Annotated in this window: 16 protein-coding genes and 1 tRNA gene; 11 read left to right on the top strand and 6 right to left on the bottom strand. The window is 52.0% G+C overall.

Features of this window, described 5'->3' with window-relative positions:
- Positions 1–189 precede the first annotated feature (189 nt).
- Positions 190–1,974 carry a DUF885 domain-containing protein gene (locus tag ACJJIV_RS10385; RefSeq protein ID WP_444891639.1) on the top strand — a complete coding sequence of 595 codons (1,785 nt, stop codon included), beginning with the start codon at positions 190–192 and terminating at the stop codon, positions 1,972–1,974.
- A gap of 106 nt (positions 1,975–2,080) precedes the next feature.
- Here the strand turns inward: ACJJIV_RS10385 and ACJJIV_RS10380 are convergent, their stop codons facing one another.
- The 3 genes from ACJJIV_RS10380 to rtcR form a co-directional block, all read right to left on the bottom strand.
- Entirely contained in the window at positions 2,081–2,860 is a 780-nt protein-coding gene (locus ACJJIV_RS10380) for a TSUP family transporter (protein WP_444883358.1), read from the bottom strand.
- 133 nt (positions 2,861–2,993) lie between these two features.
- Entirely contained in the window at positions 2,994–4,484 is a 1,491-nt protein-coding gene (locus ACJJIV_RS10375) for a C13 family peptidase (RefSeq protein WP_444891638.1), read from the bottom strand.
- A 60-nt stretch (positions 4,485–4,544) separates the two neighbouring features.
- Positions 4,545–6,143 carry an RNA repair transcriptional activator RtcR gene (rtcR, locus tag ACJJIV_RS10370; RefSeq protein ID WP_444891637.1) on the bottom strand — a complete coding sequence of 533 codons (1,599 nt, stop codon included), beginning with the start codon at positions 6,141–6,143 and terminating at the stop codon, positions 4,545–4,547.
- 229 nt (positions 6,144–6,372) lie between these two features.
- Between rtcR and ACJJIV_RS10365 the strand changes: the two genes are divergently transcribed.
- From ACJJIV_RS10365 to ACJJIV_RS10345, 5 genes are all read left to right on the top strand, one after another.
- Positions 6,373–7,602, top strand: a complete 1,230-nt coding sequence (locus tag ACJJIV_RS10365) for an RtcB family protein (RefSeq protein ID WP_444891636.1) — start codon at positions 6,373–6,375, stop codon at positions 7,600–7,602.
- A gap of 184 nt (positions 7,603–7,786) precedes the next feature.
- Positions 7,787–7,855: transfer RNA gene (locus ACJJIV_RS10360), tRNA-OTHER, on the top strand.
- A gap of 374 nt (positions 7,856–8,229) precedes the next feature.
- Positions 8,230–9,390, top strand: a complete 1,161-nt coding sequence (locus ACJJIV_RS10355; RefSeq protein ID WP_444891635.1) for a slipin family protein — start codon at positions 8,230–8,232, stop codon at positions 9,388–9,390.
- 395 nt (positions 9,391–9,785) lie between these two features.
- Positions 9,786–10,670: a helix-turn-helix domain-containing protein gene (locus tag ACJJIV_RS10350; protein ID WP_444891634.1), complete on the top strand. Its 885-nt coding sequence runs from the start codon at positions 9,786–9,788 to the stop codon at positions 10,668–10,670.
- 66 nt (positions 10,671–10,736) lie between these two features.
- Complete coding sequence (locus ACJJIV_RS10345) at positions 10,737–12,137, top strand: amidase (protein ID WP_444891633.1); 1,401 nt, start codon at positions 10,737–10,739, stop codon at positions 12,135–12,137.
- Positions 12,138–12,380: 243 nt separating this feature from the next.
- Here the strand turns inward: ACJJIV_RS10345 and ACJJIV_RS10340 are convergent, their stop codons facing one another.
- The 3 genes from ACJJIV_RS10340 to ACJJIV_RS10330 all read right to left on the bottom strand — a co-directional run bounded on the left by ACJJIV_RS10340 (position 12,381) and on the right by ACJJIV_RS10330 (position 15,793).
- Positions 12,381–12,824 carry an SRPBCC family protein gene (locus tag ACJJIV_RS10340; RefSeq protein WP_252084091.1) on the bottom strand — a complete coding sequence of 148 codons (444 nt, stop codon included), beginning with the start codon at positions 12,822–12,824 and terminating at the stop codon, positions 12,381–12,383.
- A 54-nt stretch (positions 12,825–12,878) separates the two neighbouring features.
- Complete coding sequence (locus ACJJIV_RS10335; protein WP_444891632.1) at positions 12,879–13,553, bottom strand: CHRD domain-containing protein; 675 nt, start codon at positions 13,551–13,553, stop codon at positions 12,879–12,881.
- Between the two features lie 389 nt (positions 13,554–13,942).
- Positions 13,943–15,793 (bottom strand): histidine kinase, encoded by a 1,851-nt coding sequence (locus ACJJIV_RS10330; protein ID WP_444891631.1) that lies wholly within the window; start codon positions 15,791–15,793, stop codon positions 13,943–13,945.
- Positions 15,794–16,092: 299 nt separating this feature from the next.
- On the opposite strand from ACJJIV_RS10330, the gene ACJJIV_RS10325 reads away from it, so the two are divergent.
- The 5 genes from ACJJIV_RS10325 to ACJJIV_RS10305 are packed head-to-tail and all read left to right on the top strand — an operon-like array spanning position 16,093 to position 23,741.
- On the top strand, positions 16,093–19,863 hold the full coding sequence (locus ACJJIV_RS10325) for a nitrate reductase subunit alpha (protein WP_444891630.1): 3,771 nt from the start codon (positions 16,093–16,095) through the stop codon (positions 19,861–19,863).
- A gap of 2 nt (positions 19,864–19,865) precedes the next feature.
- The gene (gene narH, locus ACJJIV_RS10320; protein ID WP_444891629.1) at positions 19,866–21,413 is read left to right on the top strand and encodes a nitrate reductase subunit beta; all 1,548 of its coding nucleotides are present in this window, start codon (positions 19,866–19,868) and stop codon (positions 21,411–21,413) included.
- Between the two features lie 19 nt (positions 21,414–21,432).
- Complete coding sequence (gene narJ, locus ACJJIV_RS10315) at positions 21,433–22,167, top strand: nitrate reductase molybdenum cofactor assembly chaperone (protein ID WP_444891628.1); 735 nt, start codon at positions 21,433–21,435, stop codon at positions 22,165–22,167.
- Positions 22,168–22,171: 4 nt separating this feature from the next.
- Positions 22,172–22,861, top strand: a complete 690-nt coding sequence (gene narI / locus ACJJIV_RS10310; RefSeq protein WP_252084097.1) for a respiratory nitrate reductase subunit gamma — start codon at positions 22,172–22,174, stop codon at positions 22,859–22,861.
- Positions 22,862–22,916: 55 nt separating this feature from the next.
- On the top strand, positions 22,917–23,741 hold the full coding sequence (locus tag ACJJIV_RS10305) for a peptidylprolyl isomerase (RefSeq protein ID WP_444891627.1): 825 nt from the start codon (positions 22,917–22,919) through the stop codon (positions 23,739–23,741).
- Positions 23,742–24,195: the final 454 nt, after the last annotated feature.

The following is a 24,195-nucleotide window of genomic DNA, read 5'->3' as shown; positions in this document are numbered from 1 at the left end:
CCACAGTCCTCTCAATTCACACCTTTTTATGTAATCAATCTTTAACCACCTCGTCCTCAAGTCACGAACTATCTCGGTTTCAGAGTCACGGAAAACAATCTTGCAGTGTGTCACTCATGTTAAGGTTGGCCGATCATAACGAATATCAATTTCGATGAGCATAAACTTAGCGATTAAATGGAGAGCAGCGTGAAATCCGGCAAGGCCCTGGCAAAACACTTTAAGCGGCTATCTGGCGTTATCTTGGCCACTTGTGTACTAACCCCAGTATCTTGGGCCACAACGGCAACAGAACAGCTTCAGGATGTGATCGAAGACCACTGGCAGTATCGCCTGCGCGAGGATCCAATTACCGCGGGACGTATGGGGGTGTCGGACTATAACCGTCAGTTGCCGGGGGTGACTGCTGAGGATAGAGCGCGTCGGTTGAAGTCTGAACAGGAATTGCTACAGCGCTTGCAAACGATAGACCCTAGCGAGTTAGCGGATTCGGACAAGGTTAATCGGGAGTTGCTCACCTGGGTACTGGAAAACTCCATCGAGGCCAATCAGTTATTCTTAAAGCGTATACCGCTCAATACCTTCTCTAGTTTCTTCGGTACAGCCCTGGATGCGCACAGTGGCCTGGCGATGACCAGCGTCGCGGATTATGAGGATTACACCGCTCGTATCCGCGAGTTTGGCCGCTTCTTTGATGAGAATATTGCCAATATGCGCGAGGGTATTCGCACAGGTTTTGTTTTGCCCAAAATAGTGGTGCAAGGCATAGCCCCTACGGTGCGAGCCCAGGTTTATAAAGACCCAACTAAAAGCAGCTTGTATAAGCCATTTGCGGAGATGCCTGCTGCAATTACTACTGAAGAGCAGCAGCGCCTGCGCAATGCCGGCAAAGAAGCCATTGAACAGGTCGCTATTCCGGCTTTTGACCGTGTAGCAAACTTCCTGGAAGGGGATTATCTGAAAGCCGCCAGTGAGACCCTTGGGGCTGAACAGCTGCGTGGTGGTAAGGATTACTATCGCTACAACATCGGCTATTACGTCACCTTGGATATGGATCCAACGGAAATTCACCGCACAGGTTTGGCCGAGGTGAAGCGTATTCGTGCAGAAATGGAAGCGTTAATAAAGGAATCTGGTTTTAAAGGTAGCTTTGCGGAATTTACTCACTTTCTGCGTACGGACCCCCAGTTCTATGCCAAAACGCCGGAAGAGCTGCTAAAGGAGACTGCCTATATCTCTAAGCGAATCGACTATGTGTTGCCGGAGTTCTTTAATCTGCTGCCACGCACCCCCTATGGCGTCGTTCCGGTACCCAGCGAAATCGCGCCCAACTACACCACGGCTTCCTATAATCCTGCCGCTATCGGTGGCACCCGTGGTGGGGCCTATTGGCTGAATACACACGGCCTGGATCAGCGCCCCTTATATGAACTGCCTGCACTGACCTTACACGAGGCGGTACCCGGTCATCACTTGCAAGGTGCTTTGTCTCAGGAACTGGAGAATGTACCGGACTTCCGCCGTGAACTTTACTTAAGCGCTTTTGGTGAGGGATGGGCGCTTTACTCCGAGCGCCTTGGCAAGGAAATGGGCTTATATACAACGCCTTATGAACACTTTGGCCGTCTCAGCTATGAAATGTGGCGTGCGGCACGTTTGGTGATTGATACCGGTATTCACTCTCAGGGCTGGACTCGCCAGCAGGCGCTCGATTTCCTCTCCAGTAATACCTCGCTATCTCCCGCGAATGTACGCGCAGAAGTGGATCGTTATATATCCTGGCCGGGCCAAGCCCTCTCTTACAAAATGGGAGAAATTAAGATCCGCCAGTTACGCGCTCAAGCGGAAAAGGAGTTGGGAGAAAAATTTGATCTGCGTGCTTTCCACGATGCACTGTTAAAAAATGGAGCCCTACCGCTTTCCATGTTGGAAGAGCAGATGCAACGGTTTATTGCGGAGCAGAAAGCCTCTTAAAGTGTCTTGTTTTGCAATCCCACTCTTCATTGTTAGGGCGGGATTGCAAGAATAAGCCGGCGTATAACCGGCAAATTATTGATACAAACGGTAAAGCAGCTTGTTTTCAGATAAAATCTATCCATCCCATAGCGTGTGCGTATTTTATTAGCATCCCGCTACACATCAGTACGACTACCCCTCTCAAATAGGTGGGGTTGATTTTAAAAAGGCAGTGTGACCCTATCCATGCACCTATGACTTGTCCAGCCATCATCAAAATGCCTATGACCCATACCACTTGCCCTGCAACTAAAAATACCAATAAAGAGGCTACGTTGGTGGAGAAGTTAAGAGGCTTTGCCATTGCGGTGGCTGTCAATAAATCTTGTCCTCGGCAAGCAATGCCTGACAAGGTGAAAAATGACCCAGTCCCAGGCCCAAACATGCCATCGTAGTATCCAATAAATGGAATTACCCCATATTGATATTTCTTGCTAGATAGTTTTGGTTCATCATTATTCTGCGCTATAGCCGGAGAAATCAGAAAGTAAATAGCAATAAATAACAGTACTATAGGGATAACAAAAGATAAGATGTCAGTATTGATAAGTTGTACGGCTATGGTTCCAATAGCGGCTCCAATAAAGGCGGATAGCATCAACCTCCTAACCCCATCCCAGCTTACTTTTTTACCCCTAATCATCATATAAGTGGCTGTTGCTGTACCGATACTGCCTTGTAATTTATTGGTACCTAAGGCAGATAGTGGTGGAACACCGCTTAAGATTAAGGCCGGAACGGTTATCAGGCCGCCGCCACCCGCTAATGTATCGAGTAGGCCGGCAACAATAGCAACGAAAAATAAGATAAGTAATAACTCTGTAGAGAAACTAGCGAAATCCAAAAAGATACCTCCTTTCGCTTACTGTTAGATTTATTAGCTAATAAAGCCTGAATATTTTTTACAGGAAGAAGCATTTATAAATTTCCCGCCAAACTAATAAGAAATAACTTATTTCTGACGAAGAAATACCCGTCTAATTTGCTTTCTCTTTCCCCTGCCACCACATCAGGAAGTCCTCTCCCACTGAATACTGGGGCAGGGAGTGGCGGCTTCTGCTAATTTCCTGCTCCTGCTCCATTTCGGTTACTTTTAATTTTGTAGCTTCAAACCAGGCTTCAGGATTGTCCACACCTTGGTTAAGGGCCTCACCGTAAAGGGCTGAGCTAAACCAGGTGCGCTGAGAGTCGTCACTGCAACCAAAGGAGCTGCGGTCGGCAGCGGCTGAAGTAAAGATTACTCTGTTGGGGTTATTTAAAGCTTCTATCCACTGTCCGGAAAAGCAAGCCGAAATTATGATCCATTGGTGCTGGGCGTTAATATTGTCTAACCACTGTTGCCCATCTTTTAGAGATAGGTCGTTAAGTGGTATTTCACCTTCGGCAATTTTGAAGTCTCCATTGCGAGCACCATGGCTTACAAGGTGCACCAGAAGCAGATCTTCTTTGGGGTCCATCAGTTGATCTAGAGCTGTTAGACTTTCCTGGATACTGGTTCGAGTGGCCAAGGGAAAACCGTAACCGCCACCGTTACTAAGGCGCAGCAGTCGCTGGTCGATATCAAAAGCTTCATCTAGGCGTTCTGCCACCCACTCCAGCTCCCTTGCAAATACCGGAGAGGTACCATCACCACCTACTAGTAGTGTGTAAATATCACGGATGCCGGGTCTTTGTGGGGGCAGTGCGTTTATAGCATTTCGTAAGCGTTCACTCTCACTGTAGAGGCGGGTTTCCGCTTGGGCGCCGGGTATATTCGCCAGTGCGCGCCAAGCGGCTTCGCTAGGGTAATAAATACCTTCGGAGAAATAGCCAGGTTTCTCGATAATGTTGCCTTCAGCATCCGTACTAATTTGTGTACCTTCCCCCTCAGCTTCCCCATAGCTGAATGTTGCATGGATCACAGTGCCGTCAGGCTGAGTGAGTTCACCCTCGCCAGAGTATGAGCCGTACTCGAAGCCGCCGGTATAACGATAGCCATCGCTATCCGAGTAGTTGCCTTGTATTAAATAGCCGTTTTCAAAAGTGCCCTGATAAAGGCTGCCATCATCGGTACTGAGTTTGCCTTCGCCATGAGGGTCAAAAGCCAAAAACTCGCCATTGTAAATGTCACCGTCATCCCAATTTAACGTACCGTTTTTTAGCTCCCCTTCAAGGAATTCACCTATCCACACAGTTCCATTGCAGGTATAGCGACCTTTGCCGTGGGGCTCCCCATTGAGAAACTCGCCTTCATAAGTACAACCATCATTTCCGGTTAATACGCCTTCGCCCGTCATGCGGCCTTCTCGAAAGAAGCCACGATAAAGGCTGCCATTGGGCCATTCGAGTTGGCCCTGCCCATGAAACAGGCCGTTTAACATATCGCCTTTGTATACCGAGCCATCTGGCAAGGCGGTTCCGCCTGCAAACTGAGTTGGCTCGCAGGCACTGAGTAAAAAAATAAGCGGGAAAAAGTAGATAGATCTCATTCCATGATCCAGCATCAGGGTTTAGGAATGAGACTAACAAAAAATGGTGCCAGGCGGCCTCTATGTTTTATTCAGTTGGTCGAATTTAAGACCGTATTTATCTAAAAGTTGGCGTATCCGGTGAGAGTCGTTATTGGATTTTTTTGCTGTGCGGCTCACTTGAAACAATTTGCGCCCGGCCGCCGCCATAGAGTTGGACTCCTCACAAACTTGAATCAGTCCCGCCAGCTTGATCTGCTCGTAGTAATCCATCTGTTCGATGCGGTCACGGCCCAACAACGTTTCAATACGGACCAAGGGCAGTGATGACTTACTCTGTGGGCTTTGCCACTTAATCTGTAATCTGTGAATTTCCTCCTCCACTACCTGGGTCGTGATACGCCCGCCGTCGGCGAGGGTGCCCATGCGCAGGATACTGGCGTTAAGATCGCGAAAGTTCGCTGACCAGCTGGCCTCTACCGAGCGGCCAAAGTTTAGGTACCTCTCCCGCGCCGCTTTATTGAAGCTCACCAGGTGGCCAGACTTTGTGGAGAAGGCTTCAAGCTCAAAGTCGATATTGGGTTCCAGGTCTTCAATACGCTCACGCAGAGAGGGCAAGCGGTAGGTCCATAAGTCGATACGGGCCAGCAGGTCTGCACGAAACTTACCCTCGCGACTGAGCTGTACTAGATCCCGGTTGGTGCCAGCGATCAGCTGGAAGTGACTGCTCACTTCTTTATCTGAGCCAAAGGGCATAAAGCGCTTGTGCTCTATGGCCCGCAGTAGCATTGCCTGTTCGTCCAGTCCCAACTCGCCAATCTCATCCAGAAATAGCAGACCCTTATCCGCCTCCATTAATAGCCCAGGGCGGTGTGTGGTGGCACCGGTAAAGGCCCCTTTGCGGTGGCCGAATAGGGCGGACATGGCATTCTCACCACGCAGGGTGGCGCAGTTTACTGCTAGCAGGCCTCCTTCCAATTTTCCACGCTGTTTACGTAACTCATAGACACGCTGGGCCAGCTGGGATTTTCCTGCCCCCGTCGGTCCTGTAATGAGAATGGGCGCATCGGAGCGAATAGAGACCTTCTCTAACTGCTCGATCATCTGGTTAAAGGCCTGGTTATTGGTTTCGATGCCGCCTTTCAGGTAGGTGGTGCCCTCCTGGTGTTCTCGCTGGAAACGTGAGGCAATCTGGTCGTACTTGGATAGATCCAAATCGATAATCTGGTACTGACCCGGCAAATTACTGTTTTTCTGTGCAGGAGAAGTTTGCAGCAGGCGCCCAGGGAGGTATCCGGCCTCTGTGAGCAGGTAGAGGCAAATCTGGGCCACGTGGGTACCAGTCGTGATATGTACCAGGTATTGCTCCTGATCCGGCTTAAAAGTGTAATCGCGGGCGAAATCCAGCAGGTTGCTGTACACACTCTCGAAATCCCAGGGGTCATTGAAGTTGACCCGGTGATGGACCACGTTGGTTTCAGGGGAAATACGTGCAATGTCCTCAGTGACCTGGTCTGCCAGGTTTTTTGAGTGGTTGTCGAAAAGGAGCTCCAGCCGATTGATCAGCAGGTCATCGTGCTGGCACATAGAGATATTGGGGCGCCACTTGTCCCAACGCTTGTCACTTTTACCGCGCCGGTCTTTAGTCGTGCCGAGAATACTGATAGCTACTGTTTTCATACTATCTAAAATAATAAATAGCTATCTTAAAAGATAGATTTCCTATACATCGTACTGGGCTAACCATCCCTTAGAATGCTACCTATAAAATAATTTTTTCATAAAAAACAATGAGTTACAGAAATTTGGAAAGTTTCTGTAAAAGTTGGCACTCAATTCGCTATATCAATGGCAAAAGAAGCGCGTGAAGTGGTAACGCGGTTTCATGAGATTCTTAAAGGAGCGAGAGATGAAACCATTGCCGTATGAAGTGATGCAGGCAGGTGGGGTACCGATTAAGTCCTGGACTTTAGGTGTGCCCTTTGAAGAAGAAGCCAGGGCTCAGCTTAAAAATATTTCGCAGTTGCCTTTTATCCACAAGTGGGTGGCGGCAATGCCCGATGTACACCTGGGCAAAGGCGCCACCATTGGCAGTGTGGTACCCACCCTGGGAGCGGTAATCCCCGCAGCTGTGGGTGTGGATATTGGCTGTGGCATGATGGCAGTCCGCACCAGCCTCACCGCAGCACAGCTGCCAGACAACCTGGCGGGCGTCCGCAGTGCCATTGAGCGCGCCGTGCCCCACGGCCGCACTGGTCGACACCGGGGTAGGGGTCGGGATAAGGGTGCCTGGGAGAATCCGCCGGACGATGCACTTGCCGGCTGGGCGCCGTTGGCAGCGCAGTTTGAGACGCTGAAAGAGAAACACCCAGTATTGAAAAATACCAATAATATCAATCACTTGGGAACGCTTGGTACCGGTAATCACTTTATTGAGATGTGTCTGGATGAGCAAAGCAGCGTGTGGCTGATGTTGCACAGTGGCTCTCGTGGTGTGGGTAACCGTATTGGTACCTACTTTATCGAAAAGGCCAAGCGGGATATGGAACGCTGGCATATCCACTTGCCCGATAGTGACTTGGCCTATTTCCCCGAGGGTAGCGAGCATTTCGATGACTATGTGCAGGCGGTGGAGTGGGCGCAGGAATTTGCTCGCATCAATCGTGAAGTCATGATGGTACGCACTATTGGCGCGGTGAAGCAGGCACTGGGTATAGATTTTGAGGCGCGCATGGAGGCGGTTAACTGCCATCACAATTACGTTTCCCGCGAACAACACTACGGCAAGGAGGTTCTGGTAACGCGCAAGGGCGCTGTAAGGGCGCGTGTTGATGAAATGGGCATTATTCCCGGAAGTATGGGGGCCAAGTCTTTTATTGTGCGGGGGTTAGGAAACGAGGAAAGCTTCTGCAGCTGTAGCCATGGTGCCGGGCGGGTGATGTCCCGCACCAAGGCGAAAAAACTGGTGTCCCTGGAAGAGCATCGCGCGGCTACTGTCGACGTGGAATGCCGTAAAGATGAAGGTGTGATCGACGAAACCCCATCGGCCTACAAACCTATTGACAAGGTTATGGCAGCACAAAAAGACCTGGTGGAAATCGTTTACACCCTCAAGCAGGTAGTCTGTGTCAAAGGATAGTTAGCACCGGCCAGGGATAAGGCGTTTAATAGTGAGGAATGTCGGAAGTAATGCCTAAAGGGCAGGCTCTCCGCAAGCAAGTTTGAATGTTTGTGTTCCAGTCAGCGGAGCCGGTTCTGTATGCCGGCCTGGCACCCCCGACGCTGGCGGTAGGTGTACCCACTGGGGCAATCTTCAAACGCCTACTTTGTCGCTCAATTGGTAGAGCAACCGTTAAATCGGTTTGTTACAGGTTCGATTCCTGTCAAAGTCACGTCGCCTGGAAAGCGACTTTAAGGGAAGGCGAGAGCCTGGGGTTCGAGTCCCCACAAAGAAGCCCTCTTTGTTGAAATCTATCCGGGGCCTACAGTGCCTTATGGTTTCGGTTATTGGGAATTGCAGCAATAGCCAGCCATAAAGGCACGCCGGCGACAGTGTCGCCTTGCGTGGGTTTACGCTGTGCGTGTGGATTACAGCATTTGCATTGATTCTATTCTGGCCAAGGATGTTGGCTTCGTTACCCAGGATGGGTGCAAGAAGAACTTTGCAGAACCGCTGTATTTTGCACCCCCTGTGTATAAGCGTTGGGCCACTCTGAGATCAAGTGGGCCCCACCCTAAAGGAATAAAATGATAAGAGATCGGAGAAATGAAGTCTCTCTTTAAAATATGGAAGATTGTCAATGTGGCTGATAACGAGCGAGCACTACTGTTTCGCCGCAGCCGATTTGAAAGGGTGCTGCCACCAGGGCGTCACCGTATTTGGCTGCTCTCAGGTGATGTACGGGTGGAGACCTATGATATTACTGAGGTGGTTTTTGATGCGATTAAAGCAAAATTCCTGCTGAATACTTATAGCGAAGTGTTAGGTGAATATTTGCAGTCCTACGAATTGTCTGATCAACAAGTCGGACTTTTCTATCGTGATGGTAACCTGGTAGATATCCTTCCCCCTGGTTCATACCGGGCCGTATGGAAAGGAGGGGAAACCGTTCGTGTAGGTATTGTGGATATTTCCAGGGAATTCACCATTGATGACAATGTACTGGGGCTTCTCGGTCGCGGTGCCTGCGCAAGCCAAATACGCATCGCTGCTCAGGCGGTAAGCTATAACGAAGTTCCCGATGAGCATGTGGGTCTTTTAGTTGTCAATGGAAAGTTGGAGAAAGCGCTGCAGCCGGGTCGCTATGGATTTTGGAAATACAATCGCTCTATCGCAGTGAAATTGATAGATATGCGCCTGCAAACTATTGAAGTGAGTGGCCAGGAAATTCTAACCAAAGATAGAGTTAGCCTGCGTATCAACTTAAGTGGCAGTTTCAAGATTACAGATCCACAGCGGGTGGCATTGAAGCTCAGTGATTATAAAAACCATATTTATCGTGAATTACAACTAAGTTTGCGTGAAGCAGTGGGTACCCAGACTCTGGATAGCTTATTGGCAGATAAAGATCGACTGAATATTGTTATTGCAACGGCTATCCATAAAAAACTAGCGCATTACGGTATCGAAATTGTCAGTGTCGGAGTGAAAGATATTATCTTACCAGGCGACATGAAGATGATTCTTAATCAGGTAGTGGAAGATCAGAAGGAGTCTGAAGCGAATTTAATAAAGCGTCGTGAAGAGACCCAGGCTATGCGTTCCCTGCATAACACTGCCAAGATGATGGATAACAATCCTACATTACTGCGTCTAAAAGAATTGGAATCCTTAGAAAAAGTCAGTACACGCATCGATAAAATATCAGTTTATGGCGGCCTAGAAGGCGTGCTTAATGATTTGGTGAAGCTGCGTCCAACAGCTTAAGGTAGCAAGCCACCGAGTAAGCTTTGAGTTTTAAGGACTTAGGCAGTGCTAAGATAGGCGGTGCTCAGGGGACGGGCCGCAGACAGATTTTGCGGACTTCCCTTACTTTGTCCTTGTGCCTGGGAATGCCGATTCTTATTAAAACTATTCGTGCAGGCCGTAAAAGCCTGGCCTTTCAAATCGTATTGCCACCGCTATTGTTGACCATGGCTTAAGAAAATTATGCTTTGAATGCTGTACCTACAATAAAAAATTCCCCAGCTTGGATTTTTCTAAAAAGAATTTTTTACCAGCGTTAATGCGTATGGGTGCAGGAAAAGAAGCTGGACGAAGATATAAATACTGGCTGTAGATTTTTCATGAGAGATCGGTTCAAGGGCTACTAAAGTAATCCGATGAAGAAGTTAGATAAAAATAGAAATAAAGTAACTCAAGCAGCGCAGTTAATTGAGGAAAACCTTCATAGAAATTTGAAAATCACCGATATTGCTAATCATGTTCATCTATCGCCTTTTCATTTTCAACGATTGTTTTTTGCTTATATGGGAGAACCTGTGAATCGCTATATTGCTGTGCGCCGTCTGGAGACCGCAGCATTGGAACTCACCAACACTCCAAACATCAACTTACTGCAGCTTGCAATAAATTGCGGTTTTCAAACCCATAGCGCTTTTTCTCGGGCATTCAAAAAACAGTTCGGAATAAGCCCCTCTGCTTTTCGCAATTCTCCCGAAGCCGCGGAAACAGGGGTGCAACAGGGCCGCCCGTATTTGATCAATCAGCCGCCGCGCCAGGTGATTGAGCCAGTCGAGATCGTCACTCTACGACCATTCTATTTCCGGTTTCAGCAGTCGAGAGGAACCTATGAAGGCCAGTTTTTCCACAAGAGTGATTTAGATATTGGTGCATATTTTTTAGCGCTACTGAAAGAGACAGTGCCACCGGATCAATTCTTAATGAGCTGTTTTCCTAACACCCCCCAGATGCTCAATGATGATACCGTTACAGTTTGGTACGGTGGAGCCTACTCAGAACGCCCGAACAACAACAAAAGCTATAATTGGCACATGTTCGACGCTGGAATATGGGCGGTCTTTGAACACTGGGGGGATTACAAATTCCTCTACCAAACTTGGAACCAGATTTATCGCAACTGGCTTGCTCAGACAGCGTATAGGCTGCGTGATGAATTTCCGTTCGAAGCTTATTCGGGAACACCGAACTACATCGCCCCAGCAAAACAACTCACTCGTATTTATATTCCACTCAGAAAAGCATGATAGGAACAGCAGGTTTCCACTTTACTTGCTAAATTCGTCCGGAACAAAATTGTTCGGGATTAAGCCATGCAACTTCATCAATACCCAGCCACCCAGATTTGTGCAGCCTTGTCGGCAGGGGATATCCAGGCCAAAGAGGTAATACACCACCAGCTAGAACGTATACAGCGCCTCAACCCGGTGATCAATGCCGTTGTAACACTCAATGAAAACCAGCCTACAAGTAACATGCGTCCGTTGGCGGGTTTGCCCATCACCCTGAAGGATCAAATTTACTATCGAGGGATGGCCTGCACATTCGGGTCGGAACGTTTCAAGGGGTTCCACCCTACCCAAACCGCATCTGCCGTGGAACGACTGCTGAATGCTGGTGCACAGGTTATGGGTAAAACGAATCTCCCGCCCCTCTCGATGGACTTTCAGTGCAGTAATACTCTATTTGGCACCACTAACAACCCTTGGAATTTAGAATACACACCGGGCGGGAGTAGTGGTGGCGGCGCAGCTGCGATAGCGGGGGGGATGAGCTTTGTCGATATTGGTACAGACTTGAGTGGGTCTTTGCGTATCCCCGCCTCATTTTGTGGTGTGTTTAGCCTTTTGCCGAGCGAGGATGCCATTCCCATTGATGGGACTATGCCAAACCAGGCTGCACCGCTGAAGCATTTTGCGCGTATGGGGCCGATTGCCAGAAATTGCGATGACTTGGACCTGGTATGGACACATATGAATAACCAGCCAGACGTTGGGCAGAAAGAGTTTAAAATGCCAAAGGTCAACTGGAGTGTCGATAGCGGCGGGATTGAAGTTTGTAAGAGCATCGTTAAATGTTTTGAAAGTGCGAAAAACGCTTGGGAAGAATCTGGGGTTCACGTAGTACAGGCTCAACCAAAAGATTTCGATTTTAAACGGGCACGTCGCGCATTTGGTGAAATTATGGGGTTTGAAACAAGTGCTTTAATGTCGGCGCCTGTACGTTTTCTTTCCAGCATTCTTGGGCGTGCAAGTGCGCGCCGTTCACCAGAATTTATCGCGAATGTCATGCTTGGCTATCGCCACAATAAAAGCCGCCTTAGCAATGCAATTGACGAAAAAAAGATATTGTCTGATGCTATTGATGCCTTTTTGGCAGATAACAGTGTATGGGTGTTGCCCGTTACGGCGACTTCGGTGTTTAAGCATATGGCACCAACCAGCGATCGCAATGGTGTGCGTGATTACGCCCTCCCTATGTATATCAATGAGCAACCGGTAAATTATTTTGATGCGATGGCAGCCTTTACAACGCCGATTTCACTGACGGGTCATCCTGTTGTGACCTTACCAATAGGATTTGATGGGAACGGGCTTCCGATCGGAGCACAGCTGATCGGCCTTAAAGACCAAGAGAAAGATCTTATCGAAACTGCGAAACGCTTACATAACATTCTGAAACCACACCAGTGTCCCATGTTTACGAATGGCTAATAGTGGTTTCTTTGTGTCAGTTAATCGGTGTGGCTATCGATTTGTGGTAAGAGAATGAGGGTTAGTGGCGAGAGGTAGTCGGTAAAAATTGAAAAAATATGTATCAACAGTAGGTAAAAAGGCATAGAGATGCCCTACATCTTTAGGCATTCATAGCCCTAACTTAATATTCTATTGCAACGGTAACGGCAGAATTCGCCAGATTTTTTTGTGAAATCTGTCCTTATAGGGCCGTCTATATCGCTAGTAGCTGTTTGGCTTGCCGGCCCCATCTTTGAGGTAATCCTGAAGACTTTCCTGTAGGTAATAATCCCAGCCACTTTTACACATATCCCAACATTTCATTTCTGGAGATAGACCAATATGGGTAAATTTAATCAGAGTTCCCGTATTCTCCTCAGAAAATTCGAAACGCAGAGTACTGCCTTTCCACTCCTCGGGGTCATCTACGTTATCGGAAACCATATTGGATTCAGTACATTCAAGCTCAATCAATTTCTCGGGCTTCAATATTTTGGCGCGAAAGACCCAGTAAGACTGACCTTTAAAACCGGTTTTGGCGATGTCACCGACCTTTAGGAAGGGGGCGCTTACCGGTGTCCACCACTGGGACATTTTTTCGGTTACCGCCTTGTAAGCATCTTCCCGGGAGCTTGGGCTAAAAAATGATGTAGTGTAGTTGGACATCACCGTTCTCCATAGGATCATCGAAACTGAGTCTGGAAGGCATTGTCAAGAATGCTATTTACCTTTCATTAGCAATCCAGAGATTTCACCCTTGGGGTCTAGTTTGCTGTGCATATTAATAAAGACCTTTCCATCCATTAGCGCTTTTCGATAAGGCTCTTCCACCATCCATTTACCCATAATAAATCCACTGGTGCCCTCGGAGCATTTCTTTTCCAGTCCGTGTTTATCCTTATCGGTTTTGGTCTTGGGCCAATCGGGAACCATGCCGGGGTTTGTCGGCATTCCACAGATAGTTTGGATAATCGGACCGCTCGCTTTGCCGGGCTTGCAGATAGGCGGCTCTTTGCCATCGCCAGCGCATTGCATATGGAAATGCGACATGGCTACCCCACCGGGTGATAGATCGCTGTAGCCAACCATAAAACTCAGCATATGTGTCTGGTTGTTGTAGGCGCCAATAAAGAAGCCACCCGCATCTTTAGGGGTTTGTGGATTTACCTTTTTACCGAGCATATTTTCGTTAGCGGTGGTCAGGTCAGCCTTAAAAATGGTAAACCGCTTGTCATCTCCAGCATCGGACCAGGCTTTCTCGCCAGATCCATGTTTGGCAGTTGGTAAGTCTTTTTCTTTTTTATTGTGGTTATCTGCAGTGGTGAAAGTGGAATAGGCCAGTAAAAACATCGCCATTATTAAATAAGCGATTTTGGGTAATGAACTGAGTTTCATAAACCTCTCCTCTATATTGAGTCGATCTTGTTATTACCTATACGAGAAATTTAATGCCAGACGCTTAATAGCGCTCATATTCACTATGAAGAATGGTGTAGATCATGGATGGCTGGCGATAACTACTTGTAGCATATGCGCTTGGTTCTGGCCGCTTAGGGCCAATTTTGGAGACAGTATTTTTTACTGGGTATCTTGGGGAATAAAGGAATTCGTGGAAACGGACTATCCGGCTTCACATGAAGCGATGGGTATAGGGAGGATACAGCCGGAAAAAATTGGGGTTATCGAAAAAAATTATTAACAGGCATTTTCGCTAAATTTAAAACACTGGATACAACAATTGCTCATCCGTACCCAGTGACTCTGCTATCGAGGATGGGGCGCTATCACCCCGCATCCTTCCAAACTAATTCGCGCTCTCGGGCATAAAGGGGAATAAAGTTAAATTGCACCTCTGTGCCACCCTGCGTACGCCGCTGAATATTCAATTTTCCATTCAGATTACTGGCACGCTCCTGCATGATTGACATACCGAAGTGGTTGCGTTTTTCCGGTGCGTTGCTGATACCCACACCGTTGTCGCGGATGCGCACATTGAGCGATTGGTTATTAGCCTGAATCATGCTGATTTGCACCATATCGCCCTGAGAGTGGTATACGGCATTCTGGGTAGCTTCGCGTACCAGCTGCAGCAGATGGATTTCCTCGTGGGGAGTGAGCGGCACTTCATTGAGGTGATAGTCGAGCAAAATAGTGATCTGCGGGTGTTGTTCGCGATAGGCGAGGATGGATTGCTCGAGGATATTGCGTAGGCCGCCAGGGCCTATCTGCAGCCTGAAGGTGGTGAGCAGTTCGCGCAGCTGGCGATAGGAGGAGTCCAACCCCTCTTTTAGCTCGGTAATAATCTCCTTTACCTTGGACTTATCTACCTGCTCGCTGCGATTGGCGCGATTTAGCCTAGTGACTTGGATTTTCAGGTAGGACAGCGATTGGGCCAGGGAGTCGTGCAGTTCCCGCGCGATGATCGCGCGCTCATCCAGAAGGGCAACGCGGCGCTCTTGGGCCTCGCGCTCGTTGATGGCAATGGCGGCGGTGACGCTGTCGGCAAAGGTGGCCAGGCGCTGTTGCTGTTCCTCATCGAGGCTGTTGCCTCTGGGCAGAGTACACATCAGTACGCCGTAATTGCGCTTATCCACTTCCAGGGGGAAGCGGTACACGCGGAACTCTCCCTCATCGGAGGGACCGCAGGTGCTCACGCAAACCCGACAGTCACTGCCGCTGCACTGGCTGTTGCCAAACCCCTGTACCAGATGTTCGTAGGGGGCTTCGCCTTCGGGTGTCATCAGGCACAGATCCAGGTTGTTCAAGTCGGCGACATTGGCGAACTCGCCCAGCCATTGCCCCAGCTCGGATCCGGCCAGGGGCCCCTCGCTGATACGCCGTGCCAGTCGGTATTGGAAATCCAGTGCCTCGTGGCTCTTCTGTAATTGAGCGGTTTTTTGTTCGACGCGGTGGGCCAGGTCACGATGGGTTGCGTGAATTTCGTCGCTCATATAATTGATGGTGCGCGCCAGAACCCCCAACTCGTCTTCGCTGTCGATCTCCAGGCGATTTTGGTTGAAGTTCCCTTGGGCGATGCTCATTGAGCGGCTGATGAGTTGCTTCAACGGTTGCTCCACGGAGCGATGGAGTATGTACAGGGACAAGTAAACAAGCGCCACTATGGCGAATAGGGAAGCCACCTGTACCAGGCGCAGCAGGCTGATCTTTTCCTCGGCGATGGTTTGATAGTCCAGTACCAGGGTGTCTACATCGTGAATAAATGGTTCCAGGTGGGTGGCCAACTGTAGGGAATCCATGCTGGTGCGACCGGCGGCAATGGATTCCAACAGTGGTCGAATCTCTTCCTCCCAACTGCCGATCACCTTGCGGTAGTTGCGCGCCGCGCGCAGGTTATCGCTGGCACTGAAGTCGGAAATACTCAATACACGGCTCAGGCGCGAAGTCACTTCGTTCGATAGTGTGGCGGTGGCTTCCATATCCCCAGAGGGTGCTGTCGCTGCGAGCCGGTAGCTCATAGCGCGCAGGGAACCGGCCAGGTTCACTGCGGCGGCATCGTTTTCCGCGGCGTCAGAGATAATGTAAGAGGCCACCATGGAGCTCAGCGCGACTAACACTGTGAGCAGCATCAGGGTGCCGATTCGATAGACGATGGACTGTCGGATTCGATTCAACATATCAGTTCACTTCGATCTCGGGCCGCTGTTGGATAGCCTCTATTGTGCCGCTTACAAGCGCTCAAATTTGTGAGTACCACCAAAGAGTGCCAGTTTTGCACAAAATTTAACCTATTGCCTGTGTTTTAAATACCGCCTAAGTCATTACGGGACTTACGCCCAACCTCAACCATCAACTGGCGCCATTTTCTTACCTACTCATGGGTAGCTCAGCGCTTTTCTACCCCTTTTTGGTCAGGTGATCCTCTTTTACAGCGCTTTTATATTCCCAGCTAAACCGATGCTTTAACCGCATTTCGATGCCCTGGGAGTACCGCATGAGCCATTTCCTGGACCGACTGAAATATCTGAAGAAACAAAAAGAGCCTTTTTCCGGAGGACACGGGGAAAAGACCAACGACGACCGCAGCTGGGAAGACGGCTATCGTCGCCGCTGGCAGTTCGACAAGATCGTGCGTTCCACCCACGGGGTGAACTGCACCGGCTCTTGCAGCTGGAAGATCTACGTCAAAGACGGTTTGGTCACCTGGGAGACCCAGCAGACCGACTACCCGCGCACCCGCCCGGACCTGCCCAACCATGAGCCCCGAGGTTGCCCGCGCGGTGCCAGCTACTCCTGGTATATGTACTCGGCCAACCGCCTTAAGTACCCGAAGATCCGCAAGCGTCTGGTAAAACTCTGGCGCGAAGCCAAGTTGAGACACAGTGATCCGGTGGATGCCTGGGCCAGCATTGTCGAGGACCCGGCCAAGGCCAAGTCCTACAAAGAACGCCGGGGAATGGGTGGCTTTGTGCGGATTAAGTGGGATGAAGCCAATGAGCTGATCGCCGCTGCCAACGTCTACACGACCAAAAAATACGGCCCCGACCGGGTAACCGGCTTCTCGCCGATTCCCGCCATGTCCATGGTGTCCTACGCCGCAGGTGCCCGCTACCTGTCATTGATTGGCGGCAACTGCCTGAGCTTCTACGACTGGTACTGCGACCTGCCGCCCGCCTCTCCGCAGATTTGGGGCGAGCAGACCGACGTGCCCGAGTCCGCCGACTGGTACAACTCCAACTACCTGATCGTGTGGGGCTCCAATGTGCCGCAGACCCGTACCCCGGATGCGCACTTCCTCAGCGAGGTGCGTTACAAGGGCGCCAAGACCTGCGTAATCACTTCCGATTACTCCGAGTGTTCCAAGTTTGGCGACACCTGGCTGGCACCGCGTCAGGGTACCGATGCCGCTCTGGCGATGGCCTTTGGCCACGTGATCCTGAAAGAATTCCACGTCGACAAGCCCAGCGCCTACTTCACCGAATATGTGCGCACCACCACCGATATGCCGATGCTGGTGACCCTGGAAGAGCGCGAGGGCAAGCTAGTACAGGGCCGCTTCCTGCGCGCCTCCGATCTGGCAGATGACCTCGGCCAGGACAACAACCCAGAGTGGAAGACTATCGCCGTCAACCATGATGGCCAGCTGGTGTCACCCCAGGGCTCCGTAGGTTACCGCTGGGGCGAGCAGGGAAAATGGAACATTGAGCAGCGCGATGGCCTGAGTGGTGAAGAAGTAAAGCTAAAGCTCAGCCTGAAAGACTGCGCCGATGAAATCGCCCAGGTGGCCTTCCCTTACTTCGGTGGCCAGACCCACGAGCACGACTACTTCCAGCACACCGACCACAGCGATGTGATCGACTACAAGGTGCCGGTGAAGTTTGTGCAGAACAAAGATGGCGAGGTGCTCAAAGTTGCCAGCGTCTACGACCTGACCCTGGCGAACTACGGCGTCGAGCACGGTCTCGACGATCCCAACTGTGCCCACAGTTACGACGAAGACAAACCCTACACACCCGCCTGGCAGGAGAAGATCACCGGCTGTCGCCGTGAGAATGTTATCCAGGTAGCGCGCGAGTTTGCCAACACTGCCGACAAAACCCGTGGACGCTCCATGGTGATTGTGGGTGCCGCCCTCAACCACTGGTACCACATGGATATGAACTACCGCGGCCTCATCAATATGTTGATGATGTGCGGTTGTATCGGCCAGAGTGGCGGTGGCTGGGCCCACTATGTAGGGCAGGAAAAACTGCGCCCGCAAACCGGCTGGACCCCGCTCGCTTTCGGTCTCGACTGGCAGCGCCCGCCGCGCCATATGAACGGCACCTCCTTCTTCTACAACCACGCCAGCCAGTGGCGCTACGAGAAGTTGGAAATGGACGAAGTGGTTTCGCCCTTGGCCGACAAGAGCAAGTGGCAGGCTTCCATTATCGATTACAACAGCCGCGCCGAGCGTATGGGCTGGCTGCCCTCCGCACCGCAGCTGGGTATAAACCCGCTGCAACTGACCAAAGATGCCGCCGCTGCGGGTATGTCCGCCAAGGATTACACCGTACAGCAGCTCAAGCGCGGCGCGCTCAAGTTCGCCAACCAGGACCCAGATAACCCACAGAACTACCCGCGCAATATGTTTATCTGGCGCTCCAACCTGCTGGGTTCCTCCGGTAAAGGCCACGAGTACATGCTGCGCCACCTGCTTGGCACCAAGCACGGTTTGATGGGTAAGGACCTGGGCGAAGCCGGCGGCAAGAAGCCGGAAGATGTGGCCTGGCACGATACGCCCAGTGAGGGCAAAGTCGATCTGCTGGTGACACTGGACTTCCGTATGTCCACCACCTGCCTCTACTCCGATATCGTGCTGCCAACAGCTACCTGGTATGAGAAGGACGATCTCAATACCTCCGACATGCACCCCTTTATCCACCCGCTCACTAAAGCGGTGGACCCGGCCTGGGAAGCGCGCAGCGACTGGGACATCTTCAAAGGTGTGGCGAAGAAATTCTCCGAACTCACCGACGGCCACCTGGGGGTGGAAAAGGATCTGGTAACCCTGCCAATCCACCACGATACCCCCACCGAAATCGCCCAGCCCTTTGGGGTGAAGGCCTGGTGGAAGGGCGAGTGCGACCTGATCCCCGGCGTTACCGCGCCGAGCATGATCGAGGTGGAGCGCGACTATCCCAACACCTACAACCGCTTTACCTCTATCGGCCCACTGCTGGAAAAACTCGGCAACGGCGGTAAGGGCATCAGCTGGAATACCGATGACGAGGTGGACTTCCTCAAGAAGCTCAACCGCACTTGGAAGGATGAAAGCGCCCGCGATGGCCGCGCCCGTATCGACAGCGCGGTGGATGCTGCCGAGATGATTCTCTCACTGGCCCCGGAAACCAACGGCCAGGTAGCGGTAAAGGCCTGGGAAGCGCTGGGCAAGATCACCGGTCGCGATCACACCCATCTGGCCAAGCCTAAGGAAGACGAGAAGATCCGCTTCGCCGATATCGTGGCGCAGCCGCGCAAGATTATCTCCTCGCCCACCTGGTCCGGCCTGGAAGATGAGCATGTGAGCTACAACGCCGGCTACACCAACGTGCACGAGATGATTCCCTGGCGCACCATCACCGGCCGCCAGCAGTTCTACCAGGATCACGAGTGGATGCGCGACTTCGGCGAGACCATGTGTGTGTACAAGCCGCCCATCAACCTGAAAACCGTACAGCCGGTGCTGAACCAGAAGCCGAATGGCAACAAGGAGATCCTGCTGAACTGGATCACCCCGCACCAGAAGTGGGGTATCCACAGTACCTACTCCGACAACCTGCTGATGCTCACCCTGTCTCGCGGTGGCCCCATCGTGTGGATGAGTGAGAACGACGCCAAGCTGGCGGGTATTGAAGACAACGACTGGATCGAAATCTTCAACGTCAACGGCGCCATTGCCGCCCGCGCGGTGGTTTCCCAGCGGGTGCCCGACGGCATGGCCATGATGTACCACGCCCAGGAGCGCATCGTGAATACACCGGGAGCGGAAACCACCGGCACCCGCGGCGGTATCCACAACTCCGTAACCCGCGCGGTGATGAAACCCACCCATATGATCGGCGGCTACGCCCAGCAGTCCTACGGCTTTAACTACTACGGCACTGTGGGCTGTAACCGGGACGAGTTTGTGGTGGTGAGAAAAATGAACAAGGTCGACTGGCTGGATGGCGAAGACGTCAAAGAGCCGACCCGAGAGGAGGTGTAACAATGAAAGTTAGAGCCCAGATCGGCATGGTGCTGAACCTCGATAAGTGTATCGGCTGCCACACCTGCTCGGTGACCTGTAAAAACGTCTGGACCTCCCGCGAAGGGGTCGAGTACGCCTGGTTTAACAACGTCGAGACCAAACCCGGTGTCGGCTATCCCAAAGAGTGGGAAAACCAGGACAAGTGGAACGGCGGCTGGACCCGCAAGAAAAATGGTAAGTTGCAGCCGAAGATCGGCAGTAAGCACCGGGTGCTGGCCAACCTGTTTGGCAACCCGGATATGCCGGAAATCGACGACTACTACGAGCCGTTCGACTTCGACTACCAGACCCTGCACAAGGCGCCGGAGCAAAAACACCAGCCGGTGGCCCGTCCGCGCTCGCTGATCAGTGGCGAGCGTATGGAGAAGATCGAATGGGGTCCCAACTGGGAAGAAATTCTCGGCACCGAATTCGACAAGCGTAAGAAGGATAAGAACTTCGAACAGGTTCAGGCGGATATCTACGGTGAGTTTGAAAACACCTTTATGATGTACCTGCCACGCCTGTGCGAGCACTGCCTCAATCCGGCCTGTGTCTCTGCCTGCCCCAGCGGTGCCATCTACAAGCGCGAAGAGGACGGCATCGTCCTGATCGACCAGGACAAATGCCGCGGTTGGCGCATGTGTGTGTCTGCCTGCCCCTACAAGAAGATCTACTACAACTGGAAAACCGGTAAATCCGAGAAGTGTATCTTCTGTTACCCACGTATTGAGGCGGGCCAGCCAACTATCTGTTCCGAAACCTGCGTGGGCCGTATCCGCTACCTGGGGGTGCTGCTGTATGACGCCGACCGCATCGAAGAAGCCGCTGCGGTAGAAGACGAAAAAGCCCTCTACCAAGCCCAGTGCGATATTTTCCTCGACCCGACCGACCCCAAAGTCCAGGAAGCTGCCCGCGCCGAAGGTATCCCCGAAGCCTGGCTCGAAGCCGCACAGAAATCCCCGGTGTACAAGATGGCTATCGATTGGCAGATCGCCCTGCCGCTGCACCCGGAGTACCGTACCCTGCCCATGGTTTGGTACGTGCCGCCGCTGTCTCCGATCCAGAACGCAGTGCAGGCCGGCCAAGTGGAAACCGTCACTGTGGGGCGCGGTGCCGAGATCCCCGATCTCTCCACTCTGCGCATCCCGCTGCAATACCTGGCCAACCTGCTCACCGCCGGCGACGAAAAGCCAGTGGCCCGCGCCCTGGAACGCATGATTGTGATGCGCGCCTATATGCGCGGCATCCATGTAGACGGCATTCAGGAGCGCGAATTGCTGGAAGAGGCCGGGATGACCGTAGCCCAGGTAGAAGAGATGTACCGCTATATGGCCCTGGCCAATTACGAAGACCGCTTTGTGGTGCCTTCAAGCCACAAGGCTTACGCCGAGAACGCCTACGACATGAAGTCCTCCTGTGGTTTCAGCTTCGGCAACGGCTGCAGCACTGGCAACGACAGCACCAATATCTTCGGCGGCAAGCAGAATGCAGTGCGCGAAGTGATACCGGCCAAAGTGGTCGACTGAGGCCGAGGGGAGAGTACCGATGAAAGTATTAAACCTGATCGCCCGCCTGCTGGATTACCCGTCCGATGAGCTGGTGGCGCATCTGGATGAGTTAACCAACTGGGTGGCGGAATCCGAAGACCTGGACAAGCCCCTGCGCGATTTGCTGCTGGCGTTTATCTCTCATTACGAGCGTATGGATGCGCTCGATTGGCAGAGTGAATACGACGGTTTATTTGAACGCGGCCGCGCTGTGTCCCTGCACCTGTTCGAGCATATCCACGGCGAATCCCGCGATCGCGGCCAGGCCATGGTGGATCTGATGAACCGCTACAGAGCCGCCGGCCTGGAACTGAATGAGCGCGAACTGCCAGATTACCTGCCCACCTACTTAGAGTTCTGCGCCACCCAAGGTGAAGCGGCCTACGGTTGGGTGCACGATATCACCCATGTGATTGCCCTGTTGAGCGCGCGCCTTTCAAAGCGCGAGAGCCCCTATCACCTGTTGATGGATGCGCTCTTGCAGATGGCCGGAGTCTTCGTCGACCTGACCGCGCTCAAAGAGGAAGTCGCCAATGAGGAGCGCGACGATACCCCCGAGGCGCTGGACAAGATCTGGGAGGAAGAGGTGGTCAGCTTTACCGGCGCCAACAATTGTGACCAGTCCATAGCGCGGCCCAGCGCTGCGCAGCTGCGCGACGGCCAGCCCCTAACCTGGGCCTCCAGTGCCAAAGATGCCGCGCAGAATTCTGCCCAGCCCGTACCACAGGAGTAACAAGATGAACTATCTGAATACGCTGCTCTTTGCCATCTATCCCTTTGTTGCCCTCACGGTGTTTCTGGTGGGGAGCCTGATCCGCTATGACCGCGATCAATATACCTGGCGCACCGGCTCCAGCCAGTTGTTGGAGCACAAGCAATTGCGCATCGGCAGTTACCTGTTCCATATCGGGGTGATTGCCATTCTCGCGGGCCATTTTGTCGGCCTGCTTACGCCCAAAGCGGTGTGGCACTTACTCGGCATTGAAGCTTCCACCAAGCAGATGATGGCAATGGTTATCGGCGGTTTCTTCGGGGTAATCTGCTTTATCGGCCTAACCATTTTGATTAAGCGCCGCCTCACCAATCCGCGAGTGCGCGCCACCACTTCCAAAATGGACCTGACCATCCTGCTGATGCTTTACGCCCAGTTAATCCTCGGCCTGATCAGTATCCTGGTTTCCGCCGGCCATATGGACGGTGCCGAAATGCTCAAGTTGATGACCTGGGCCCAGTCCATTGTCACCCTCGATGGCTCCGCAGCCGCAGCGGCTATCGCCGACGTAAATATCATCTACAAGCTGCATATTTTCCTCGGTATGACCCTGTTCCTGCTGTTCCCCTTCAGCCGCCTGGTGCACGTATGGAGTGTTCCAGTGCAGTACTTCCGCCGCAATTACCAGGTAGTGCGCGCCAAAGCCGCGCGCTAATCCCAGCAATCGTTAACCAGGCCCGCCAAGTGTGGGCCTTGTGTGGAGAAGAGTCATGAGTGCATTACTAGCTTCCGACGCCGCCGGGCACGAATTCGAACTGGCTGAAGCCGTGGCCGTGAACGGCAGTGAAATTCCCGCAGACCTGATTTACCAGGAGATGCAATACCAGACCGCCAATTCTCCACGCCAAGCGATTTACCGCGCTGCACGGGCATTGGTTATCGGTTGGCTGTTACGGGAAAAGGCCGCAGGGCAGGGGCTTTGCGCGACCGATGAAGACCTGCACAGCGAGGCCTTCGACCACGCCGTTTCAGATCTTTTGAAAGGTGAGTTGCAAGTGCCCCCGGCCAGTGAAGCCGAGTGCCGCGCCTATTTCGAAGCCCACCCACATAAATTCCGCTCCGATCCCCTCGCCGAAGTGCGCCATATCCTGATCCCGGCCGCACCGGATGACTCCGAAGCCTGCGCCAAAGCACGCGCCGCTGCTGAGGAAATGCTCAAGCAGATCCGCAACGATGCCAATCCGCTACAGACCTTCGCCCAGTTGGCTCAATCCCACTCCGCCTGTTCCTCCGCCGAAGCCGGTGGCAGCCTCGGCCAAGTAGGGCGCGGTGATACCGTCGCCTCCTTCGAGCGCGCAGTATTCGAGCAGGGCACCGGCTTGGTAGCAGAGCCCGTGGAGACCCCTTACGGAGTACACCTGATTTATGTGGAACACTGCGAACCGGGCCGCCCGCTGGAATACGAATATGTTTCGGAGCGAATCGAGGAATACTTAACCGAAAAACGCCGCCGCCAGATGACTAGCAACTACCTGCAAAAAATGGTGCAGGCCGCGCAAATCTCCGGCCTGGATTTATCGGGGGAGGCCCACTGAGGGGTAGAGATTCGCAACCGTTCGCATGCGATTGCGACTGGGTAAATTGAATGTAATGTCGCAGGTGTAAAACCTGGCCATGACAAAAATAATGCAGCAGGGCTGAGACCGCAGTCAGCGTCTCAGCTTGCACGGCTGGATCTGCGATATTCGCAATGGCTTAATTCGATACCTGGGTCTGCGGATAGACGATCATGGGTAAGTGCCAGAGATTTATCATATTAATAGCGGGGTGCAGGAGGAGGGTTGAGTTTTTTACTTCTTTATCCCGTACTAGACGTTGAATATAAATAGCGCTGTTACGTTTAAATACTCTCAAAAATTCAGCCCCTACATCTACTCCGCATCTGTTAAAGCCGATGGCAACCAGCATCGGTTAGGGGGAGCGATACTGCCGCTTCTTTTCAGAGTATAAAGGGTGTAACCATATATACAGTGAGCCTCAATAGTGAGT

This window comes from Microbulbifer mixtoriginis (SeqCode) (genome assembly GCF_052466765.1).
The sequence above is the reverse complement of the archived record's forward strand: the minus strand, read 5'-3'. Positions and strand labels throughout refer to the sequence as shown.

What these genes read in the sequence shown, in the direction of transcription:
- ACJJIV_RS10340 (WP_252084091.1), bottom strand. Translation starts at nt 12,824, where the DNA reads ATGTCCAACTACACTACATCATTTTTTAGCCCAAGCTCCCGGGAAGAT.
- rtcR (WP_444891637.1), bottom strand. Translation starts at nt 6,143, where the DNA reads ATGAAAACAGTAGCTATCAGTATTCTCGGCACGACTAAAGACCGGCGC.
- ACJJIV_RS10355 (WP_444891635.1), top strand. Translation starts at nt 8,230, where the DNA reads ATGAAGTCTCTCTTTAAAATATGGAAGATTGTCAATGTGGCTGATAAC.
- narH (WP_444891629.1), top strand. Translation starts at nt 19,866, where the DNA reads ATGAAAGTTAGAGCCCAGATCGGCATGGTGCTGAACCTCGATAAGTGT.
- ACJJIV_RS10305 (WP_444891627.1), top strand. Translation starts at nt 22,917, where the DNA reads ATGAGTGCATTACTAGCTTCCGACGCCGCCGGGCACGAATTCGAACTG.
- ACJJIV_RS10330 (WP_444891631.1), bottom strand. Translation starts at nt 15,793, where the DNA reads ATGTTGAATCGAATCCGACAGTCCATCGTCTATCGAATCGGCACCCTG.
- ACJJIV_RS10325 (WP_444891630.1), top strand. Translation starts at nt 16,093, where the DNA reads ATGCCCTGGGAGTACCGCATGAGCCATTTCCTGGACCGACTGAAATAT.
- ACJJIV_RS10365 (WP_444891636.1), top strand. Translation starts at nt 6,373, where the DNA reads ATGAAACCATTGCCGTATGAAGTGATGCAGGCAGGTGGGGTACCGATT.
- ACJJIV_RS10375 (WP_444891638.1), bottom strand. Translation starts at nt 4,484, where the DNA reads ATGAGATCTATCTACTTTTTCCCGCTTATTTTTTTACTCAGTGCCTGC.
- ACJJIV_RS10345 (WP_444891633.1), top strand. Translation starts at nt 10,737, where the DNA reads ATGCAACTTCATCAATACCCAGCCACCCAGATTTGTGCAGCCTTGTCG.
- narJ (WP_444891628.1), top strand. Translation starts at nt 21,433, where the DNA reads ATGAAAGTATTAAACCTGATCGCCCGCCTGCTGGATTACCCGTCCGAT.
- narI (WP_252084097.1), top strand. Translation starts at nt 22,172, where the DNA reads ATGAACTATCTGAATACGCTGCTCTTTGCCATCTATCCCTTTGTTGCC.
- ACJJIV_RS10335 (WP_444891632.1), bottom strand. Translation starts at nt 13,553, where the DNA reads ATGAAACTCAGTTCATTACCCAAAATCGCTTATTTAATAATGGCGATG.
- ACJJIV_RS10350 (WP_444891634.1), top strand. Translation starts at nt 9,786, where the DNA reads ATGAAGAAGTTAGATAAAAATAGAAATAAAGTAACTCAAGCAGCGCAG.